Source organism: Amycolatopsis sp. NPDC003861 (genome assembly GCF_053605405.1).
The window spans coordinates 1-19,331 of the sequence record NZ_JBSGJD010000195.1 but is presented as its reverse complement, the minus strand read 5'-3'; the positions used below and the strand labels follow the sequence as shown (position 1 = coordinate 19,331).

Genomic DNA, 19,331 nt, shown 5'->3' with positions numbered 1-19,331 from the left:
TCGTTTTTTTTTTGCGACCCCCCGTTGTGGCGTTGTGGTTGTTTTTTTTTTTTGGGTTTTTCACCCTTTTTACCCCCCCCCGACCAGCCGCGGCAGGGCGCGCAGGTGCGCGATGAGGTGATTCGGCGTGGGGAAGTCGAACAGCAGCGTCGTCGGCAGCTTGAGACCGGTGGCGGCCTGCAGCCGGGTGCGCAGCTCCACCACGCTCACCGAGTCGAAGCCGAGGTCTTTGAACGTGCTCGCGGGGTCGATGCCGCCGGCGTCGGCGTGGCCCAGCACGGCCGCGGCCGTGGCCAGGACGAGCTCCGCCACCTGCGTGGGATCGACGGCGACCGGCGCGGCGGCCACTTCTTCGCCGAGCCAGAACCGGGTCCGCTGGAACGCATAGGTCGGCAGGTCCACCAGGCGCGTGCCCGGCACCTCCCACCGCACCCCGGCTCCGGCGACGAACGCCTCGGCGAAGCTGCGCCGCAGACGTTCGCCGCCACCGTCGTCCCGTCGCAGCGTCCCGACGACGGCCACCGTGCGGTCGTTCGCCTCGGCGGTCTCCTCGATGCTGCCCAGCAGCACCGGGTGCGGGCTGCACTCGACGAACCGCGCGCCCCCGGCGGCCAGCGCTCCGGCGGTCGCCGCGGCGAACCGGACCGGGCGCCGGAGGCTTTCGAACCAGTACCCGGCGTCGAGCCCGGCGGTGTCGAAGGGCTCGCCGGTGAGGGCCGAAACGAACGTGACCGAAGTGGACACCGGGCGCACCGGGGCCAGGAGCCACAGGATCTCGTCCCGCAGCGGGTCCACGGCCGCCGAGTGCGACGCGTAGTCGACCGGCAGGATCTTCGCGCGGTACCCGCCCTCGGTGAGGGTGGCGTGCAACGCCGCCAGCGCGTCGGCCGGCCCGGACAGGACCACCGACCGGGTGCCGTTCACCGCGGCCACCGACACGCCGGCGGGCAGCAGCGGCCGGACGACGTCCTCGGGCGCGCCGGCCGACATCATTCCGCCGCCGCGCGGCATCCCGGCGATCACCCGGCTGCGCAAGGCCACCACGCGGGCGCCGTCGGCCAGCGACAGCGCGCCGATCGCGGTGGCGGCGGCGATCTCGCCCTGGGAGTGGCCGACGACGATCGACGGCGTGAGTCCCGCGGCGCGCCAGACCTCCGCCAGCGACACCATCACGGCCCAGAGGGCGGGCTGGACGACGTCGACGCGGTCGAGGTCGGCGGTGCCGGCGCGCAGGTCGCCGAGGAGTTCGTAGCCGAGGAACGGCGCCAGCGCGGCCGAGCACTCGGCCAGCCGGCGGGCGAAGACGGGGGAGTCGCGCAGCAGCGCGCGGGCCATTTCCGGCCACTGCGAACCCTGCCCGGGGAACACCAGGACGTCGGCGCCGTCGACGGTCCGCCCGGTCACGACGTTCTCCGACGGCGTACCGGCGGCCAGCGACGCGAGATCGTCGAACACGACCGCGCGGTGCTCGAAGAGGTCCCGGGTGCGCAGCAGTGACCGGGCGACGTCGCCGTGCGCGGGCGCGGGGTGGTCGGCGAGGTGGCCGGCGAGCGCACGGGCCTGGGCGGGCAGGGCGGCGGCCGACCGGGCCGACAGCACCAGCGGGACGTCGTCGGCGGCGACGTCCTCGGGCTGGGGAACCGCCGGCGCCTCGGCCAGGACGAGGTGGCAGTTGGTGCCGCCGACGCCGAACGAGCTGACCCCGGCGACGAGCCGGTCCTGCGGCCGCGGCCAGTCCCGGCCCTCGGCCACCACCTCGAGGTTCAGCGTCCCGAACGGGATGGCCGGGTTCGGCGTGGCGAAGTTCAGGCTCGGGCTCAGGCGGCGCTCGGACAGGCACACCAGCACCTTCAGCAGCCCGGCGATGCCGGCGGCGCCTTCGAGGTGGCCGACGACGGTCTTCACCGAGCCGACCTGCAGGGGATCCGGGCGGTCCCCGGCGAACGCGGCCCCGAGGGCCTCGGCCTCGATCGGGTCGCCGACCGGCGTGCCGGTGCCGTGCAGTTCGACGTACTGGACGTCGGCCGGGGCGACGCCGGCGTCGGCGCAGGCCAGCCGGATCACCTCGGTCTGCGCCTCGGCCCGCGGCACGGTGAGGCCGTCGCCGCCGCCGTCGTTGTTCACGGCGCCGCCCAGCAGGACCGCGTGGACGCGGTCGCCGTCGGCGAGGGCGGCGCTCAGCGGCTTCAGGACGACCAGGCCGCCGCCCTCGCCGCGGACGTACCCGTCGGCGCGGCTGTCGAAGGTGTGGCAGCGGCCCTGCGGGGACAGCGCCCCGAAGCGGTCCACGACCTCGGTGCCCGCTTCCAGCAGGTTGAGGTTCGCCCCGCCGGCGAGCGCGACGGCCGCGGTGCCGCGGCGCAGCTGCTCGGCCGCCAGGTGCACCGCCACCAGCGACGACGACTGGCCCGAGTCGACGGTCAGGCTCGGCCCGCGCAGCCCGAGCCCGTAGGAGACGCGGTTCGCGATGAGACTGCGGTGAGTGCCGGTCAGGGTGTGCGGCCCGGCGCCGAGGCGGTCGTGCAGCAGTGCGTAGTCGCCGTTGATCGCGCCGACGACGACGGCGGTGCCGCTGCCGCGCAGCGTGCCGGGCGCGATCCGGGCGTCCTCGCAGGCCTCCCACGCCAGCTCCAGCACCAGCCGCTGCTGCGGGTCCATCGCCGCGGCCTCGCGCGGGGAGATCCCGAAGAAGGGTGCGTCGAAACCGTCCACATCGGACACGAAGCCGCCGCGCCCCGAGCCGGCGCCGTCGGTCCACCGGCCCGGCGGGACCGCGCCGACGGCCTCGCGGCCCTCGGCCAGCAGCCGGCGCAGCCACGCCGGGGACGGGGCACCGGGGAGCCGGCAGGACATGCCGACCACCGCGATCGGCTCACCGGGAGCAGGCAGGGAAGACATAGTTCACCCATCGTCGGAAGGGATCGGCGGAAATCGGGGAATGCGTGGTGCTGTCCGAATTGCACCGGATCCCGGGAATTCCCCGGCGGTGCTGGTGGATTCCGATCGTGCGGGCTGCGCACCCCGTTCGTCAAGGGGTGTTCCCGGGGCCCGCGGTGGCAGGCAGGCGACGGCAGGAAGTTGCCACCGGAGCGGGCCACCCGGCTGGAGCAGTGCGGGTGGGTGACTGCGCCGAACGGTGTGGTCAATTGCCCTGACCTGAGGAAATGTCAGTTCGGTCCGGTGTGGATGGTGTCCCCGGAGTGACCGGGTGGACACAGCAGGTACACCTGGGTGCCCGGGTCCCCACCCGGGTGCCGAATCTGGGTGAGGACTACCCATGTCCGGGTGGGTGGGTAGTTGCTTCAGTGTTCGCAGTGCCGCCCGTTACCGACGGCGGTGCCTTTTCCGGTTGCTATTTCCCCGTGCTCGAAGAAAAGGAAAGCGATGGCGAACACGACGGAAGCCGCGGCGGCCCCGTTCGGCCGCGCCGGCGGTGTGCTCACCGTGGGCGGCGTGCCCGTGGACCGGCTCGCGGCGCGGGTCGGCACCACCCCCTTCTTCGCCTACGACCGCTCGCTCGTCACCACCCGCGTCGAGCGGGTGCGGGCCGCGCTGCCCGGCGACGTCGAACTCAGTTACGCGGTCAAGGCCAACCCGATGCCCGCGCTGCTGCACCACCTCAGCGGCCTCGTCGACGGTCTCGACGTCGCCTCCGCCGGCGAACTGCGGCAGGCCCTCGACACGACCGTCCCGCCGGAGCGGATCAGCTTCGCCGGGCCCGGCAAGACCGCGGCCGAGCTGGCCCGCGCGGTCGCCGCCGGGGTCACCGTCGAGCTCGAGTCCACCACCGAGCTGGCCCGCGTGCGGGAGGCCGGCGACCGCCTCGGCCTCACCCCGCGCGTGGCGCTGCGGGTGAACCCGGACTTCGCCGTGCGCGGGTCCGGCATGCGCCTGGGCGGTGGCCCGCAGCAGTTCGGCATCGACGCCGAGCGCGTCCCCGGCGTGCTGGCCGAAGTCGGCGCCGCGGGCCTGGACTTCCAGGGCTTCCACGTCTTCGCCGGCTCCCAGAACCTGCGCGCGGAAAGCCTGTGCGAGGCCCAGCGCGCGACGGTCGACCTGGTGCTGCAGCTCGCCGAGGCGGCGCCCGGCCCGGTGCGGTCGGTGAACCTGGGCGGCGGCTTCGGCATCCCCTACACCGCCCGCGACACGGCGCTGGACCTCGACGAAGTCGGCGAAAACCTGGCGAAGCTGCTGGACGTCTCGCTGCGGCCCGCCCTGCCGGACGCGCGCGTGGTGATCGAGCTCGGCCGCTACCTCGTCGGCGAGGCCGGCGTGTACCTCACCCGCGTGGTCGACCGGAAGGTCTCGCGCGGCACGACGTTCCTCGTCGTCGACGGCGGCCTGCACCACCAGCTGGCCGCGTCCGGCAACTTCGGCCAGGCCATCCGCCGCAACTACCCCCTGGCCCTGGCGTCCGCGCCCGGCGGTCCCGAAGAGACGGTGACCGTGGTCGGCTGCCTGTGCACCCCGCTCGACCTCCTCGGCGACAAGGTTTCCCTGCCCGGTGCGGCGATCGGCGACCTGATCGCGATCTTCCAGGCCGGCGCCTACGGCCTGACCGCCAGCCCCACCGCCTTCCTCGGGCACCCGGCGCCGCCCGAAGTCCTCGTCTGATCCCGGAGGGAACACCGTGCAGACCACCGCGCTCCAGTCCGTGCCCGTGACCAGCTTCCGCGTCCTCGGCCTCCTGCAGGTCAAGGGCCACGAGCCGGTCGTCGTGACCGCCCGCCGCCAGCAGGTGGTGCTCGCGCTGCTGCTGCTCAACGGCAACCGCGTGGTGCCGCTGGAGGTGCTGCTCGACGCGCTGTGGGGCGCCGCGCCGCCCGCGACGGCCCGGGCGCAGGTCCAGACCTGTGTGTCGGCCCTGCGGCGGGCGCTGGCGAAAGCGGGGCTGGGCGAGCGGATCTCCGCGCGCGGCAGCGGCTACTGCCTCGACCTCGCGCCCGGGGAACTGGACCTGCACGAGTTCGAGACGCTGGTGGCGCGCGGGCGGGCCGCCCGGCGGCCGGAGGAGGCGCGCGCGGCGTTCCGCGAGGCGCTGGCGCTGTGGCGCGGGGAACCGCTCACCGGGATCGACAGCGGGGTCGTGCGCGCCCACCAGGTCCGCATCGCCGAGCGGCGGGTGGAGGTGCTCGAGGACTGCCTCGACGCCGAGCTCGAACTGGGCCTGCACCGCGAGGTCGTCGGCGAGATCTCGGTGCTGACCGAGGAATACCCGCTGCGCGAGCGGTTCGTGCTGCAGCTGATGACCGCGCTGCACCGGTGCGGCCGCCGGGTCGAGGCGCTCGCCGCCTACCGGGCCGTGCGCCGCCGCTTCGTCGACGAACTGGGCCTGGAGCCCGGCGCCGCGCTGCGCGAGCTGCACCAGGACATCCTCGCGGGGTCGAGCGAGGCACCCGCGAGCGGCCGCGCGGTCCCGCGGATGCTGCCCGCGCGGCTGCCGTACTTCACCGGGCACGAACGGCTGCTGGCCGGGCTGCGGCGCGGCCTGACCGACGACGGGCCGGGCGCCGCGGTGGTCACCGTCCTCACCGGACGCGGCGGATCGGGCAAGTCCGCCGTGGCGGCCGAAGCCGCACACCGCGCCGCACCGGCGTTCCCCGACGGGGTGCTCTACGCCCGCCTCGCCGACGAGGACGCCGGCGAGGTGCTGGCCCGGTTCCTGCACGCACTCGGCGTACCCGCGGCGGAGATCCCCGAGGAGCTGGACGGCCGCGCCGCGCTGTACCGCAGCGTGCTCGCCGGACGTCGGGTGCTGACCGTGCTGGAGGACGCCGCGAGCCTGGCGCGCGTCACGCCGTTCGTCGCCGACGCCCGGGGCTGCCGGCTGCTCGTCACGACCACCGCCCGCGTCCCGTCGCTGCCCGGCGTGACGGTGGCCGAGCTCGACGTCCTGGACGGCGCGGAAGGGGTCGAGCTGCTCTCGGCCCTGGTCGGCGAGGACCGGGTGACGGCGGAGCTGTCGGACGCGGTGGAGCTGGTCGAGCTGTGCGGCGGCCTGCCGCTGGCGGTGACGGCGGCGGCCACGCACGTCGCGGCCCGGCCGGGGCGGACCCTCGCCCAGGAGGTGGCCCGGCTGCGCGCCGAGGGCGACCGGCTCGGCCGCCTCGGCGCGGGCGTCCGGGCGGCCGTCGGGCGTGGCCTGGAGGAGCTGCCCGGCCCGGCCCGCGACCTGTTCGCGCGGCTGGCCCTGCTGCCCGCCGGGAGCTGGGCGGGCTGGGCGGCTTCCGCGCTGGCGGACGTGGGCCCGGCCGAAGCGGCCGACACGCTGGAGTCGCTGGTGGACGCGCGGCTGGTCGACGTCGCCGGTGCTCGGTACCGGCTGCCGTCGCTGACCCGCCTGCTGGCGTTGGAACTCCTTGCCGCTCAACCACTTCAGGTGGTGTCCCGGCGGCTGTTCGGCGCCTGGCTGGCGCTGACGGACGACGTCCGGGGTGTCCCGGCGGGGAAGGCACCGCGGACGCCGGTGGTGGCCGATCTCGGCGACCCGGGCACGTGGTACGAGCGCGAGTCCGCGGGCCTGCTGGCCGCGGTGCGCCAAGCGGCCGAGGTGGGGGAGCCGGGGTACTGCGCGGAACTGGCGCTGGCGGTGGCCGAGCTGGCGGGCGCGCGGGGCCGGTACGCGGACTGGCGCGAGAGCGGCGAGACGGCGGTGCGCGCGGCGGTCCGGTCGGGCGACCGGCACGCCGAGGCGGCGCTCGAGCGGTCGCTCGGGGAGCTGGCGGTCCGCGAAAGCCGGTTCGCCGACGCCGCGGGCCGGATCACCCGGGCCCTCACCGCCGGCGACGAAGCCGGGGGCGTGAGCTGGGACGACCTGGTCCGCGAGGTCCTGGCGGGGGTCGACCGCGCCCGCTCGGCGATGGTGGCCGCGCCCGTGGTGCCGGGCTTGCCCGCGGGCGAGCCGGGGACGGGCAACCGGACGGCGTCCCCGCAGATTGCCCTGGGGCGCAACCAGTTCGAGCTGGCGGCGGACCGGGCGCAGGGGGACGGCACACCCAGGACCGCGGGCCGCGCGGGACACCGCCGGTTGCCGCGCCCGCGGCCGATCTCGTGGCGGCGGGAGTCGGAGTACCCCGAGGAAGCCTGAGCCGCTCTGCTTCTTTCCAGCCTGTCCTGAGGAGAAAACGATGACCATCGGTGCCGCCCTGCCCGCCGGCGACCTGTCCGGGGCCGCCAACAGCGTCGAAACCCTGCTCGCCCAGACCCGCGAGGCCGCCGGGGCCGGCCTGCGGTCGGTCTGGTTCTCGCAGCTGTTCGACCACGACGCCCTCACCCTCGCCGCCCTCGCCGGACGCGAGGTGCCCGGCATCGCCGTCGGGACCGCCGTCGTCCCGCTCTACCCGCGGCACCCGCTCCACCTCGCCGCCCAGGCGCAGACCGCGCAAGCCGCGGCCGGGGGCCGGTTCACCCTCGGGCTCGGCCTGGGCGTGCAAAGCCTGCTGGAGCCCGCCTTCGGCTTCGAATACCCGCCGCCCATCACGTCGTTGCGCGAATCGCTCACCGTGCTGCGCGACATCTTCGACGGCCGCCGCCCGCTCTTCGACGGCGAGACCCTCACCGCCTGCCCGCCGCTGCCCACCGCCGTGCCCGGGGGTGGCGGCGTCCCGATCGTCGTCGCCGCGATGGGACCGCAGGCGCTGCGCGTGGCCGGCGAACTCGCCGATGGCACCCTCCCGTTCCTGGCCGGCCCGCGCGCGCTCGCCGAGCACGTGGTGCCCACGCTCACCAAGGCCGCCGCCGACGCCGGCCGGCCCGAACCCCGGGTGATCGCCGCCGTCCCGGCCGTGGTGACCGACGACGCCGACACGGTCCGGCAGATCGCCGCGGTCCACCTCGGCTACTACGGCGACATCCCGTCCTACCGCCGCATCCTCGACGCCGAGGGCGCCACCCACGCGGCCGACCTCGCCCTGATCGGCGACGAGCGCACGGTGGCGGCGGGCCTGCGCCGCTACTTCGACGCCGGGGCGACCGAAGTCGTCCTGATCCAATCCGGGATGCGGTCCGACCGCGAACGGCTGCGCACCTGGCAGCTCGCCGGATCGCTCAGCTGACTTCGTTCAGCTTGCCCGTCGCGACGTCGAAGACGAAGCCGCGGATCGAGTCCTTCTTCGGGATGAACGGGCTGTTCCGGATCCGCGCGATCGACTGGCGGACGTCGTCGTCGAGGTCGGTGAAGGCTTCGGCGGCCCACGGCGGCTTGATTCCGACTTCATCCTCGATGGACTTCTTGAAGCCGTCGTCGGTGAAGGTCAGCATGCCGCAGTCGGTGTGGTGGATGAGGATGATCTCCTCGGTGCCCAGCAGCCGCTGGCTGATGGCGAGGGACCGGATCTCGTCCTCGGTGACCACGCCGCCGGCGTTGCGGATGACGTGGGCCTCGCCCTCCTCGAGCCCGAGGACGCCGTAGACGTTGAGGCGCGCATCCATGCAGGCGAGCACGGCGACGTGCTTGGCGGGCGGCAGCGGCAGCGGCCCGGAAAACCGGGCGGCGTAGGCGGCGTTGTTGGCCAGGAGTTCGTCGGTGACGGACATGCGGGGTCCTTCCGAAGGGCGAACGGGCTGCCTTCGCAGTGGACTCGCCCCGCGGTGCCGGCGCAAGCGCGCCCACGACCTGGACGCGGCCGGGGCTGCGGTACGGTACGCGGGAGGGGGTCGAAATGTTCGGACGGAAGAAGAAGCGCACCGATCCGGCCGATCTGATCGCGCGGCTCAGGCCCGACCTGAGCCGGGAATCGCTCGGTGTCGGGCCCGATTTCCCCGGGGTCGTCCCGAACCCGCTCCTGAGCCGTGAGGCAGCGAAGCGCACTGCGGAACTGCGCACGGGGGCGCTTGCGCTCGGCGTTCTCGTCGGCTGGCGGGAGGTCAACAGCAATCCACGCGTGGTCCTCATGTTCGACGTGGAGACCGCCGACGGCAGCTCGTTCCGCGGCATCGCGGACGAGGACCTCACGATCACCGAACTCACCCGGCTCGCCCCGGGACAGACGTGGCCCGTGCGCTACCGGCCGGCCGTCCTGGACCACTACGTCGCCCTGGCCCGTGACGTGGACCCCGCCCGGGTGCAGCAGCTCGCCGACGAGATCGCGAGCCGCAAACGGACCTGACCGGCGCCCGGCTCCGCCGGCACACGCCCTACGGCAGCTCCAGGTGCTCCCGCAGCGTCGTGCCGTCATACGAGGTCCGGTAGACGCCGCGGTCCTGACTCGGAGTTCGCCGATCTCGTCCAGGACAACGACGGCTTCCGCACCCGGCTCGCCGCGGCGCGAGCCTGCTGCTGCTCGGGTTCCTGCACTTCCAGGAGGAGGTCGAGTACGTGCTGCCGATCATCCGCGAACTCGAGAAGGACATCGACCACAGCGCCGCGACGCCCGAACCCGTGGCGGGCCGGGCCTGAGGTCAGGCCGGGACGAGCGCGAGCCGGCCGAACACGGTGCCGGCGTCGAGCTGCCGGTGGGCGGCCACGGCCTGCCCCAACGGGAGCACCTCGTGGACGACGGCGGCCAGCTCGCCGCGGCCCACGGCGGCCAGCAGCCCGGTGGCCACCGTGCGGCGGTCCTCTGTGGACACCGAGTCGGCGCTGAAGACCCCGAACGTCAGCGACTTCCGGAACGCGGTGAACATCTCCGCGACGATCCGGGCCGGTGGTGGCCCCGCCATCGCGCCCACCGCCACCAGCCGGCCGTTCGGGTTCATCCTGGCGAGGAACGACGGCAAGTCGTCCCCGGCGACGATGTCGAGGACGACGTCGAAGCCGGTCGCGCCCTCGCCGGTGCGGTCGAGCACCTCGGTGGCGCCCAGTGCGCGCAGGCGGGCACCGCGTTCGGCCGACGACGTCGTGACCGCGACCGTGCCGGTGCGGGCCGCGAGCTGGACCGCCAGCACCCCGATCCCGCCCGCCGCGCCGCGGACCAGCACCGACTCGCCGTCGGTGAAGCGGGCGTGCCGGAGGCCGAAGTGGGCGACCACGCCGGAGCCCGCGACGGTCACCGCGTCGACCGGCGACACGCCCGGCGGCAGCCGCACCAGCGTCGCGGCCGGGACGACCGCCTGCTCGACGTACCCGCCGCCCCCGTCGGTGGGGGCCCAGACCCGCGCGCCGGCCCACGACTCGTCGACGTCCGCGCCGAGTGCGGTCACCACCCCGGCGACCTCGCTGCCGAGGACGTGACCGGGTTCGAAGCCGAACGCGGCGAGCGCACCCCGGCGGATCAGCACGTCGACCCCGCCGACGCCGATCGCTTCGGTGGCGATCACCACCTCGCCGGCGGCCGGCCGCGGGTCGGGGAGGTCCACGACGGCCAGCCCGCCGGGCTCGCCGAAACTCTGCACCACAACTGCTTTCACGGTCATCTCCTTGAGGTCGAGGCGGCCGCGACGGTAACGGACGCCCCCGTCCGGTTCGGCTAAAGTGAGACGGTGACCGGCCAGTTGCCTCGGATCCGGCGTTCGGACGCCCGCGACAACCGCGAGCGCCTCCTCGAAGCTGCCCGGGCCGTCTTCGCCGCCGAGGGGCTTGCGGCCCCGATGCGGGAGATCGCCCGCCACGCCGGGGTCGGCCCGGCGACGCTCTACCGCCACTTCCCGACCAAGGAGCAGCTGTTCGCCGAGGCGTTCGCGGAGCGGATGCGGGCCTGCTACGCCGTCGTCGAGGACGGTCTCGCCGACGCGGATCCCTGGCGTGGCCTGCGCACGGTGATCGAGCGCCTGGGCGAGCTCTACGCCCGCGACCGGGCCACCACCGCGGCGCTGGTGTCGGCCTTCCCCGGCGCCCTCGACTTCACCGCCGACCGCGAACGGGCCCTGAAATCGCTCGCCGAACTGGTGCGCCGGGCCAAGGACGCGGGCGAGCTGCGCCCCGAAACGACCCTGGACGACATCGTGATCCTCCTGATGGCGGCCGGCGGGATCCAGGCGTCGACGCCGGCGGCCCGGGCCGCGGCCGTCCGGCGCTACACCACGATCGCGAGCAACGGGCTGCGAGCCTGCCGCGACTAAGTGGGACACTGTCCCGTATGGTTAACCGGGACACTGTCCCACTTGAGGAGTCGAGTCATCATGGCGATCACGTACGTGCTGGTCCACGGCGCCTGGCACACCGGCCAGTGCTGGGCGCGGGTCGTGCCGCGGCTGGCGGCGAGCGGGCGGCCGGTGTTCACCCCGACGCTCACCGGCTACGGCGAAACGCGGCACCTGCTGGCCCCGGACGTCGGGCTGCGCACGCACGCCGCCGACGTCGTGCGGCTGCTGGTCGAAGCGGACCTGCACGACGTCGTCCTGGTCGGGCACAGTTACGCCGGCCTGGTGATCTCCGCGGTGGCCAACGAGGTGCCGGAGCGGATCGCGCGGCTGGTGTACCTCGACGCGATGGTGCCCGCCCACGGCGAGAACGGGCTCGACGTCATGCCGATCACCCGGAGCGTGCTCGGCACCGGCTGGCGGGTCCCGCCGCTGCCCGAGCTGCCCGCGCCCTTCGGCCTGTTCGGGGTGACCGACCCCGGCGACGTCGCCTGGCTGCGGACCATGCTGTCCGACCAGCCGCTCCGGTGCCTCGAAGAGCCGGTCGCGCTGGACAACCCGGCCGCGGCGGCGATCCCGCGCACGCACATCCACTGCACGGTGAAGCCGGAGGGGTTCGACCGGCGCCCGGTGCCCGCCGTGCAGCCGAACGGCGAGCCCGCGGACGTGCGCGAGCTGGCCGCCGGGCACGACTGCATGATCACCGCGCCCGCGGAGCTGGCCGGGCTGCTGCTCGACGTCGGCGAACCGGTGGGGGCCGGTAGCATGCGGTCGTGAGCGATGCCCGGACGGCGGCAGGGAAACCGCCGCAGCGCGCCGACGCGCGGCGCAACGCCGGGAACGTCCTCGAAGCCGCCGCCGCGGTGTTCGTGACGTCCGGCGTCGAAGCGCCGATCCGGGAGATCGCCGCCCGGGCCGGGGTGGGCACGGCCACCATCTACCGCCACTACCCGACCCGGGCCGACCTGATCCTCGCGGTGTACCGGCTGCAGGTCGAAGCCCTCGCCGAGGCCGGTCCGGCGCTGCTCGCCGGTGACCTCGGGCCGCACCGGGCCCTGGTCGAGTGGATCGACCGGTTCGTCGACTTCGTCATCACCAAGCAGGGCCTGGCGTCGGTGCTGCAGTCCGGCGAAGCCTGCTACGACCCGCTGCACGCCTATTTCCTCGAACGCCTCGGTCCCGTCTGCACGCAGCTGCTCGAGGCGGCCGCGGCGGCCGGGGAGATCGTCCCCGGCCAGGACGCCTACGAGCTGATGCGCGGCGTCGGCAGCCTCTGCGCCGGCGCCGGGTCCGCAGCGCACTACGACGCGCGGCACCTGGTGAACCTCCTGGTCAACGGCCTGCGCCGGTCATAGGCGCTGGAGCAGGAACCGCTGGTTGGCGCCACCGCCGGCCGCGTACTGGGAGATCCGGGCCCCGTCGGCGGTCGAGGCGCCCCAGACGTCCATGGCAAGACCGCTGGCCCGGTTGACCAGCGTCACCACCCCGCCGCCCTGATCGGTCACCCGCCACTGCTGCGTCGTCGCGCCGGTGTCGGGCTGCTGGGTGATGTCCGCGCCGGAGGCCGAACTCGCGACCTGCAGGACCAGGCCGCTGTTGCGAGACCGGATGCGGTGGTAGCCGCCGTCGGAGGCGAGGAAGTCGAACTGCTGGTTCAGCCCGCTGGTGGCCTGCCACTGGATCAGCGCCGCGCCGGCCGCCGTCGAGCCGCCGCTGATGTCGGCCGACTTGCCGCTGTGCTGGGCGACGAGCCGGTAGTTCACCCCGGGTTCGACCACCGGCGGTGGCCCGCCGAGCGAAGTGACCTGGTAGGTGTGCCCGGCCTGACCGGGGAACCGGACCAGATCTGACTCGACGGTCGTCGGCTGGAGCTTGGCGCCGCTGGTGGTGTCGAGCACCTCGTAGGTCGTGGTGAACAGCCGGCTGCGGACGTTGACGTCGCCGTCGCGGTCGGGCGTGACGGTCAGCTGCGTCGCCGCGCCGCCGCTCCAGGTCGCGCCGACCGTGTAGCCGCCGCGGCCGCGCAGGCCCGTGACGCTGCCGGCCGGCCAGGCGGGTGGCAGCGCGGGCAGCAGGTGCAGCTCGCCGTTGTGGCTGTGCAGCAGCAGTTCGGCGATGCCGGAGGTCGCACCGAAGTTGCCGTCGATCTGGAACGGCGGGTGCAGGTCGAACATGTTGGGCGCCAGCCGGTCCGTCCGCACGAGCAGCCGGATCAGGTCGTGCGCCTTGGCGCCCTCTTCCATGCGGGCCCAGTAGTTGATCTTCCACGCCAGTGACCACCCGGTGCCGTCGTCCCCGCGCAGCTGGAGTGTCCTGCGGGCGGCGGTGAACAGCGAGGGCGTGCCGCGCTTGGTGATCTGGTTGCTGGGGTAAAGGCCGTAGAGGTGCGAGATGTGCCGGTGGGTCTGTTCGGTCTCCACCCAGTCGTAGAGCCATTCCTGGATGTTGCCGCGCGAGCCGACCTTCATCGGCGCCAGCTTCTGCCGGGCCGCCTTGACCTGGTCGGCGAAGGCGGCGTCCACGCCGAGCACCTGGCACGCGCCCGCGCAGCCGTCGAACAGGTCGCGCAGGATCTGCATGTCCATCGTCGGTCCCGCGCACACGGACGCGTTCGCGTGGTGGTTCAGCTCCGGCGAGTTCGCCGGGTTGGTGACCAGGTAGCCCAGGGACGGTTCGGTCACCAGGCTGTCGAGGAAGAACTGGGCGGCGCCCTTCAGCAGCGGGTAGCGGGCGCGCAGGAAGGCGACGTCGCCGGTGAACCGGTAGTGGTCCCAGATCATGGTGGCGAGCCAGGCCCCGCCGGTCTGCCACATGCCGGCCTGCGCGAAGTCCACAATGGAGGATCCGCGCCATCCGTCGGTGTTGTGGTGGGTGACCCAGCCGCGGGCGCCGTACTCGACCTGCGCGGTGCGGGCGCCGGTGACCGCGAGGTCGGCGATCATGGCGAACACCGGTTCGTAGCACTCGGGCAGGTTGGTGACGTCGGCCGGCCAGTAGTTCATCGGCAGGTTGGCGTTGAGCGTGTACTTCGACTCCCACGACGGGTTCAGGCTGTCGTTCCAGATGCCCTGGAGGTTGGCCGGCTGCGTGCCCGGCCGCGACGAGGAGATCAGCAGGTAGCGCCCGAACTGGAAGAGCAGGGCGGCGAACTGCGGGTCGCTGACGCTGTTGTGCTGCGCGATCCGGACGTCGGTCGGCTGGTCGGCGGCCGAGGTCCGGCCCAGGTCGAGCGTCGTGCGGTTGAACAGCTTCTGGTAGTCGGCGACGTGCCGGCTGCGCAGGGTGTCGTAGGAAAGCGCTTGCGCGGCGGCCAGCCTCGACCGCGCGCTGCCCTGGTAGTCCCCGTTCACCGTGCGGTAGTCGACGTAGCTGGTGCCGATCGAGATCAGCAGCGTCACGGCGTTGGCGCCGGACACCCGCAGCGTGCCGCCGGAACTGCTGGTGCTCCCGCCCTCGGCGGTGGCGGCGGCCAGGGCGAGGAACCGGACCGAGCCGGCGATGCCCCGGCTGTCGCCGGAAACGCCGTCGAGGGCGATCGTGGTGCCGTTCGGGCTGGACGCCGACGCCCGCTGCGGAGTGCCGAACGAGCCGGAGAACGAGATCGAGCCGGGGGTCTCCGCCGTCAGCCGCAGGACGATGACCTGGTCCACGGCACTGGCGAACACTTCGCGCCGGTAGCGCACGTTGTTCACGACGTAGGTGACGACCGTCGTGGCGGTGGTCAGGTCGAGCCACCGCTGGTACGACGAGGCGCTGCCGCCGGGGAACGCAAGGCTGAGGGTGCCGGCCGGCTGGTACGGCTGCTGCGCGGCCGGGGAGCCCAGCATCTTCTGGTCGATCAGCGACTGCGCCTGCGTCCACTGGTTGGCGAACACCAGCTGCCGGATCTGGGCGAGGGCCCCCGCGCCCTGGGTGTTGCTGTAGTCGTGGGGGCCGCCCGCCCAGATCGTGTCCTCGTTGAGCTGCAGGCGTTCGGTGTCGGTGTTGCCGAACACCATGGCGCCCAGCCTGCCGTTGCCGATCGGCAACGCCCGCAGCCACTCGGTGCCGGCCGGTTTGTCGTACCACAGGGCCAGGTCGTTCACCGCCCGGACGTCGGCCGGTGCGGCCGAGCCGGGCCGGGCGGTCGCCGTCCACACGAGGGGGACCAGGGCGGCGCCGAGCCGGATGGCCTGCCGTCGGGTCAGGTCGGGCATCGTCGTCCTCCTCAGGAGCGCTGGAGCTGGAACCGCTGGTTGGCGTTCCCGTTGACGGCGTACTGCGAGATGCGCGCGCCGTCGGCGGTCGAGGCGCCCCAGACGTCCATCGCGAGGCCGCTGGCCCGGTTGACCAGGCTGATCGCGCCGCCGCCCTGGTCGGTGACCTTCCACTGCTGGGTCGTCGCGTCGGTGTCGGGTTGCTGGGTGATGTCCGCGCCGGAGGCCGTGCCCGCGACCTGGAGGACGAGGCCGCTGTGCCGGGCGCGGACCCGGTAGTAGCCGTCGGCCGAGGCGAGGAAGTCGAACTGCTGGTTGGCCGCGGTGTGCGAGGACCACTGGATCAGCGCGGCGCCCGCCGCGGTGGACGCGCCGCTGATGTCCGCGGACTTGCCGCTGTGCGCGGCGACGAGGGAGTAGTTCACGCCGACCTGCACCGGCGAGGTGGGCGGGTTCGGGTCGCTGCCGCCGCCGAACTGGCTGAAGAACTTCCAGATCTCGGTCTTCGTCCAGCTCCGCGCGCCGCTCTCGCAGCCGGTGCAGCCGTCCACCGGGCCCTGCTGGTGGCCGCCGTCGAACGGGGCCCAGACCACCGGGTAGCCGGTCCGGCAGCCCGAATAGGTGGTCAGGTAGTGCGTCTTGCTGCCCGCGGCGGGCTCCGGGGCGTTCTGCGGGGTGCAGCCGTTGTTGCGGACGAAGGTGTCCCGCAGCCCACGGCCGGCGCCGATGTTGTCCGAGACGCCGTGGATGCCCATGTAGGCGATGGGCTGGGTGCCGCCGCTGCACCCGCTGATCGCGCCGGGGGCGGCGATCGCCACGACCGCGCGGAAGACGTTCGCCCGGGCGCAGGCGAGGGCGTAGCTCATCGCGCCGCCGTAGCTGAAGCCCACGGAGAACAGCTGCGTGGTGTCGACGCAGAGGTCGTTCTCGATCAGGCGGACCATGTCGTCGGTGAAGGTCACGTCCTCGCCGCCGGAATTGCCCCAGCCGTTGTTGAGGCCCTGGGGCGCCACGAAGATCGTGGAGTTCCCCGACTGCGACTGCATGCCGTAGTAGGCCCACGCGTAGCCGTCGCTGCCGCCGCCGGAGACCTGCTCGGCGGTGCCGCCCAGCCAGTGGAAGCCGAACGCCAGCCGGTGCGGGGCGGTGTTGTCGTAGGTGTCGGGGATCTTCAGGATGAAGCTGCGGCTCTTGCCGTTGCTCTGGATCGTGCGTTTGCCGCTCGTGAGCGTCGGGCTCTTGCCGCAGCCGGCACTCGGCGTCGCGGCCAGGGGCGCCGCGGCGGCACCCGGGGGAGCGCCGCAGACGGCCAAGGCGAGCAGTGCGGCGGTCGCGAAGATCCGGAACGACGATCGGAGCGTGGGCATGCGAAACCCTTCGGCCGACGGGGAAATCCTCGAGGCGTCTGCTCAAGGGTGTTCCGGTTGTAGCACGGTTTTCGAATGAGCGTCCAGCCGGAAATGAAAGTTTCAGTTCCGGAAATGGCTCGGGGAAATTTCCGGCCGCGGAACGGAATACTTCCCGCGGGCCAGGTTGAGCGAGGGTGGTGACAAGTGGCTTTGTTAGCGCTAACATGCTCCGCGCCCACCTCTTGTCCGCTCAACGACGAACGGAGCACCCGGTGACCTCCTCCTTCAGCCGCCGGCGCCTGCTGCAAGCCGCCGGCGCCACCGCCATCGCCTCCGCGGCCGGGTCCGCCGTCGGCTGGGCGCCCGCCGCTTCGGCCGCCACCGCCACGGCCGCGGCCGTCGGCCCGGTCCGGCCCGACGCCGGGGTGTCCGCGTTCCCGTTCGAGCTCGGCCAGGTGCGGCTGACCGCGAGCCGCTGGCTGGACAACCAGAACCGGACGCAGAACTACCTGCGCTTCGTCGACGTCAACCGGCTGCTGTACAACTTCCGCGCCAACCACCGGCTCTCCACCGGCGGCGCGGCCACCAACGGCGGCTGGGACGCGCCGAACTTCCCGTTCCGCAGCCACGTCCAGGGCCACTTCCTGACCGCGTGGGCCCAGCTGTGGGCCGTCGCCGGCGACACGACGAGCCGCGACAAGGCGACGACCATGGTGGCCGAGCTCGCCAAGTGCCAGGCGAACAACGCCGCCGCCGGATTCGCCGCGGGCTACCTGTCCGGTTTCCCGGAGGCCGATTTCGACAATCTCGAAGCCGGCAAGCTGACGAACGGCAACGTGCCGTACTACTGCATCCACAAGACCATGGCCGGCCTCCTCGACGTCTGGCGGTACGCCGACAGCACCCAGGCCCGCGACGTGCTGCTGAACCTGGCCGGCTGGGTCGACCGGCGGACCGCCCGGCTCAGCGCGGCGCAGATGCAGTCGGTGCTGAACACCGAATTCGGCGGGATGAACGCGGTGCTCACCGATCTGTACCAGTACACCGGGGACTCGCGGTGGCTGACCGCGGCGAAGCGGTTCGACCACGCCGCCGTGTTCGATCCCCTGGCCGCCGGGCGGGATCAGCTCAACGGGCTGCACGCCAACACCCAGATCCCCAAGTGGATCGGCGCGGCCCGCGAGTACAAGGCGACGGGCACCACCCGCTACCGCGACATCGCGACGAACGCGTGGAACATCACGGTCGGTGCGCACACGTACGCCATCGGCGGCAACAGCCAGGCCGAGCACTTCCGCGCGCCGAACGCGATAGCGGGCTACCTCAACCAGGACACGTGCGAGAGCTGCAACACCTACAACATGCTCAAGCTGACCCGCGAGCTGATGGCGCTGTACCCGGACCGCGCCGACCTGGCCGACTACTACGAGCGAGCCTTGCTCAACCAGATGATCGGCCAGCAGAACCCGGCCGACAGCCACGGTCACATAACGTACTTCAGCTCCCTCAACCCGGGCGGCCGCCGAGGCCTCGGCCCAGCGTGGGGCGGCGGCACGTGGAGCACGGACTACAACTCGTTCTGGTGCTGCCAGGGCAGCGGTCTGGAGACCCAGACGAAGCTGGCCGATTCGATCTACTTCTTCAGTGACACGACGTTGATCGTGAACCAGTTCCTGCCGTCGGTGCTCACGTGGTCCCAGCGGGGGATCACGGTCACCCAGGCGACGTCGTTCCCGGCCAGTGACACGTCCACGCTGACGGTGACGGGCAGCGTGGGCGGCACCTGGGCGATGCGGATCCGCATCCCGTCGTGGACGAGCGGGGCGACGATCAGCGTCAACGGGGTCGCGCAGAACGTGACGGCCACGCCGGGGAGCTATGCGACCCTGTCGCGGTCGTGGGCTTCCGGAGACACGGTCACGGTGCGCCTGCCGATGAAGGTGGCGTTGAAGGCGGCCAACGACAACGCGAACATCGCCGCGGTGACCTATGGTCCGGTGGTTCTGGCCGGGAATTACGGTGGGACCACGCTGCCCTCGCTCAATGTCGGTTCGATCACCCGGACCAGTAGTAGCGCGTTGACCTTCAGCGCCACTGCCAATGGTGCTTCGGTCAATCTGGTGCCGTTTTATGACGCGCAGGGGTTCAGCTACACGGTGTACTGGAACACCGGTGGGGCTGGTGTGGTGACCTATCGGTTGGTCAACGTGGGCAGCGGGCTGGTGCTCGGGGTCGAGAACATGTCGACCGCTGATGGCGGGCGGGCCCTGCAGTGGTCGGACAGCGGTACGGCGGATCACAACTGGGAGATGATCACCGACGGCAGTGCGGTGCGGTTCCGGAACGCCAACAGCGGGAAGGTGCTGGGGGTGCTGGACATGTCGACCGCTGATGGGGCGCGGGTTCTCCAGTGGTCGGACAACGGGACGGCGGATCATCGATGGACCCTGGTCGATCAGGGGGATGGGACGTCGAAGATCCGGAACGTGAATAGCGGGAAGTTGTTGACTATCGAGAACGGGTCTTCCGCGGCTGGGGCTTATGCGGTTCAGGGGCCGGACAATGGTGCGGCTGCGAATCGGTGGCGGGTAGTGCGGAACGGCTGAGACCCGCAGCGAGTGCATCACGACCGCGCTGGGCCGCGCCGCTGGCGGCGCTGCGGCTGGCGGTCGTGGGGGCGGTGATCCGCAGTTGTCGGGTCTCCGCCACCCCGATGCCCGATTGTGACTACGGCCGGCGGCACCGGGTCAAGGCGGGAAAGCGTGCC

The 19,331-nt window shown here is 72.8% G+C and carries 13 protein-coding genes; 8 read left to right on the top strand and 5 right to left on the bottom strand.

Going from position 1 to position 19,331, the window contains the following annotated elements; translation table 11 throughout:
* Positions 1-69: 69 nt before the first annotated feature.
* Positions 70-2,898 (bottom strand): type I polyketide synthase, encoded by a 2,829-nt coding sequence (locus tag ACWEVN_RS35095; protein WP_452054130.1) that lies wholly within the window; start codon positions 2,896-2,898, stop codon positions 70-72.
* A gap of 486 nt (positions 2,899-3,384) precedes the next feature.
* Here ACWEVN_RS35095 and ACWEVN_RS35090 point away from each other — a divergent pair, with 486 nt between their 5' ends.
* Genes ACWEVN_RS35090 through ACWEVN_RS35080 form a run of 3 tightly spaced genes read left to right on the top strand, consistent with a single transcriptional unit; the run spans position 3,385 to position 8,054 of the window.
* Positions 3,385-4,614, top strand: a complete 1,230-nt coding sequence (locus ACWEVN_RS35090) for a pyridoxal-dependent decarboxylase, exosortase A system-associated (protein WP_449684920.1) — start codon at positions 3,385-3,387, stop codon at positions 4,612-4,614.
* A gap of 16 nt (positions 4,615-4,630) precedes the next feature.
* Positions 4,631-7,087, top strand: a complete 2,457-nt coding sequence (locus ACWEVN_RS35085; protein ID WP_452054129.1) for a BTAD domain-containing putative transcriptional regulator — start codon at positions 4,631-4,633, stop codon at positions 7,085-7,087.
* A 40-nt stretch (positions 7,088-7,127) separates the two neighbouring features.
* A complete protein-coding gene (locus ACWEVN_RS35080) occupies positions 7,128-8,054 on the top strand; it encodes an LLM class F420-dependent oxidoreductase (protein ID WP_452054128.1) in 927 nt (308 codons plus the stop codon).
* Here ACWEVN_RS35080 and ACWEVN_RS35075 read toward each other — a convergent pair.
* Positions 8,047-8,535 carry a beta-class carbonic anhydrase gene (locus ACWEVN_RS35075; protein ID WP_310969794.1) on the bottom strand — a complete coding sequence of 163 codons (489 nt, stop codon included), beginning with the start codon at positions 8,533-8,535 and terminating at the stop codon, positions 8,047-8,049. The genes ACWEVN_RS35080 and ACWEVN_RS35075 overlap by 8 nt on opposite strands.
* A 125-nt stretch (positions 8,536-8,660) precedes the next feature.
* Here ACWEVN_RS35075 and ACWEVN_RS35070 point away from each other — a divergent pair, with 125 nt between their 5' ends.
* The gene (locus ACWEVN_RS35070) at positions 8,661-9,107 is read left to right on the top strand and encodes a hypothetical protein (protein ID WP_452054127.1); all 447 of its coding nucleotides are present in this window, start codon (positions 8,661-8,663) and stop codon (positions 9,105-9,107) included.
* Between the two features lie 292 nt (positions 9,108-9,399).
* Here the strand turns inward: ACWEVN_RS35070 and ACWEVN_RS35065 are convergent, their stop codons facing one another.
* Positions 9,400-10,353 (bottom strand): zinc-binding dehydrogenase, encoded by a 954-nt coding sequence (locus tag ACWEVN_RS35065; protein ID WP_452054126.1) that lies wholly within the window; start codon positions 10,351-10,353, stop codon positions 9,400-9,402.
* 78 nt (positions 10,354-10,431) lie between these two features.
* Here ACWEVN_RS35065 and ACWEVN_RS35060 point away from each other — a divergent pair, with 78 nt between their 5' ends.
* From ACWEVN_RS35060 to ACWEVN_RS35050, 3 genes are read left to right on the top strand one after another with little or no spacing between them, the layout of a single operon-like run.
* Positions 10,432-10,998, top strand: a complete 567-nt coding sequence (locus tag ACWEVN_RS35060) for a TetR/AcrR family transcriptional regulator (protein WP_452054131.1) — start codon at positions 10,432-10,434, stop codon at positions 10,996-10,998.
* A 60-nt stretch (positions 10,999-11,058) separates the two neighbouring features.
* Positions 11,059-11,796 carry an alpha/beta hydrolase gene (locus tag ACWEVN_RS35055; RefSeq protein WP_449684926.1) on the top strand — a complete coding sequence of 246 codons (738 nt, stop codon included), beginning with the start codon at positions 11,059-11,061 and terminating at the stop codon, positions 11,794-11,796.
* Positions 11,793-12,374 (top strand): TetR/AcrR family transcriptional regulator, encoded by a 582-nt coding sequence (locus ACWEVN_RS35050; RefSeq protein ID WP_449684927.1) that lies wholly within the window; start codon positions 11,793-11,795, stop codon positions 12,372-12,374. Before ACWEVN_RS35055 ends, ACWEVN_RS35050 begins: the two co-directional genes overlap by 4 nt.
* On the opposite strand, the gene ACWEVN_RS35045 is transcribed toward ACWEVN_RS35050, so the two are convergent.
* Positions 12,369-15,215 (bottom strand): glycosyl hydrolase family 95 catalytic domain-containing protein, encoded by a 2,847-nt coding sequence (locus ACWEVN_RS35045; RefSeq protein WP_452054125.1) that lies wholly within the window; start codon positions 15,213-15,215, stop codon positions 12,369-12,371. The genes ACWEVN_RS35050 and ACWEVN_RS35045 overlap by 6 nt on opposite strands.
* Positions 15,216-15,226: 11 nt before the next feature.
* A complete protein-coding gene (locus ACWEVN_RS35040) occupies positions 15,227-16,582 on the bottom strand; it encodes an RICIN domain-containing protein (protein WP_452054124.1) in 1,356 nt (451 codons plus the stop codon).
* Positions 16,583-16,758: 176 nt separating this feature from the next.
* On the opposite strand from ACWEVN_RS35040, the gene ACWEVN_RS35035 reads away from it, so the two are divergent.
* Positions 16,759-19,170: a beta-L-arabinofuranosidase domain-containing protein gene (locus tag ACWEVN_RS35035; protein ID WP_452054123.1), complete on the top strand. Its 2,412-nt coding sequence runs from the start codon at positions 16,759-16,761 to the stop codon at positions 19,168-19,170.
* Positions 19,171-19,331: the final 161 nt, after the last annotated feature.

Bases quoted from the DNA above. Each gene is read 5' to 3' on its own strand.
- ACWEVN_RS35080 (WP_452054128.1), top strand. From the start codon at position 7,128: ATGACCATCGGTGCCGCCCTGCCCGCCGGCGACCTGTCCGGGGCCGCC.
- ACWEVN_RS35045 (WP_452054125.1), bottom strand. From the start codon at position 15,215: ATGCCCGACCTGACCCGACGGCAGGCCATCCGGCTCGGCGCCGCCCTG.
- ACWEVN_RS35055 (WP_449684926.1), top strand. From the start codon at position 11,059: ATGGCGATCACGTACGTGCTGGTCCACGGCGCCTGGCACACCGGCCAG.
- ACWEVN_RS35065 (WP_452054126.1), bottom strand. From the start codon at position 10,353: ATGACCGTGAAAGCAGTTGTGGTGCAGAGTTTCGGCGAGCCCGGCGGG.
- ACWEVN_RS35090 (WP_449684920.1), top strand. From the start codon at position 3,385: ATGGCGAACACGACGGAAGCCGCGGCGGCCCCGTTCGGCCGCGCCGGC.
- ACWEVN_RS35070 (WP_452054127.1), top strand. From the start codon at position 8,661: ATGTTCGGACGGAAGAAGAAGCGCACCGATCCGGCCGATCTGATCGCG.
- ACWEVN_RS35075 (WP_310969794.1), bottom strand. From the start codon at position 8,535: ATGTCCGTCACCGACGAACTCCTGGCCAACAACGCCGCCTACGCCGCC.
- ACWEVN_RS35040 (WP_452054124.1), bottom strand. From the start codon at position 16,582: ATGCCCACGCTCCGATCGTCGTTCCGGATCTTCGCGACCGCCGCACTG.
- ACWEVN_RS35095 (WP_452054130.1), bottom strand. From the start codon at position 2,898: ATGTCTTCCCTGCCTGCTCCCGGTGAGCCGATCGCGGTGGTCGGCATG.